At 40.9% G+C, this 1,286-nt stretch carries 1 protein-coding gene; it reads left to right on the top strand.

From position 1 onward, the window contains the following. The first annotated feature begins 94 nt into the window (after positions 1-94). Positions 95-1,245, top strand: a protein-coding gene (locus KHQ79_RS12275) for an IS3 family transposase (protein WP_119913926.1) whose coding sequence is annotated in 2 segments (ribosomal slippage) — positions 95-368 and positions 368-1,245 — 1,152 coding nt in all. Because the reading frame shifts where the segments join, the coding sequence is not laid out codon by codon here. Positions 1,246-1,286: the final 41 nt, after the last annotated feature.

The following is a 1,286-nucleotide window of genomic DNA, read 5'->3' as shown; positions in this document are numbered from 1 at the left end:
GGGACTGACCCCATAAGATGAGACAAATAAAAACACCTTCAAGTTTGAATACGGATGATTGTTATCCGAAATTAGACTTGGAGGTGTTTTTTCTATGGGGACAAGAGTGAGTTATCCGGTTGAAGTGAAACAGAAGGCTGTAGAAATGAGATTGGCAGGCGTACCTATGAAAGAGATCATGCAGGAGTTGAATATTAAGAATAAGACACAGGTTCAGACATGGGTTAGATGGCATAAGACTGGGGATACACATCGATTCGAACAGCCTGTTGGAAAGCAATACACTTACGGAAAAGGCCCGGAGTATTCTTCCGAATTAGAGAAACTGCAGGCAGAGATTCGTTACCTGAGACAACAGAATGAAGTTTTAAAAAAGTACAACGAATTGGAAAGGAAGTTGATAGCGAAACGTCAGTCGAACTTGTAGAAATATTGCACAGCACAATGACCGTACAGGATATCTGTATTCATTTAGGTATCTCTCGAGCGTCTTATTATCGTTGGAAGAAGAATCTGATGAGGGATCAGCCTAAGCGATATTTGGAAAAACAAATCGGCACGTTGTGCCGAGAGCACAAGTATCGATATGGATATCGAAAAATCACAGCCATACTCAAAAAGAGAATGTGTATTAACCATAAAACGGTTCAACGTATTATGCAGAAAAATCAATGGCAGTGCCAGGTTAAGGTGAAAAAGCGCAAGAAGGATGGGCAGCCATATGCCGTGGTCGATAATATATTGGATCGGAACTTTCAGTCTGATCGTCCTCTTGAAAAACTAGTAACGGACATCACGTATTTGCCTTATGGACAGAAACAATTGTACCTTTCCAGTATATTGGATTTATACAATGGAGAAGTGATTGCTTTTACGATTGGGGATAAGCAGGACACTGACTTTGTTTTAGACACACTTGATCAGCTACCAACGCTGCCTGAGAACTGCGTGTTACATAGTGACCAAGGTTCTGTGTATACATCTTACGAATATCAAAAAGCTGTTAAAACAAAAGGCATTACCATGAGCATGTCCCGCAAAGGGACGCCCGCTGATAATGCCTCCATCGAATCGTTTCATTCCTCACTAAAGTCTGAAACGTTCTATCTTAACAGCATTGATCGAACTACGACCGCCATCGTAGAACGCACTGTCATAGAATACATTCATTATTATAACAATATTCGTATTCAAACCAAACTAAACAACCAATCACCGATAAACTATCGGCAATTGGCTGTTTAAAAGGTGTTTTGACCCCTGTCTCAAAAACGGGGGTCAGTCCC

The organism is Bacillus sp. TSO22 (assembly GCF_020223595.1).
Taxonomy (GTDB): Bacteria; Bacillota; Bacilli; order Bacillales; family Bacillaceae; genus Bacillus; species Bacillus inaquosorum.
Note: the sequence above shows the minus strand (reverse complement) of the source record. Positions and strands in the feature narration are given on the sequence as shown.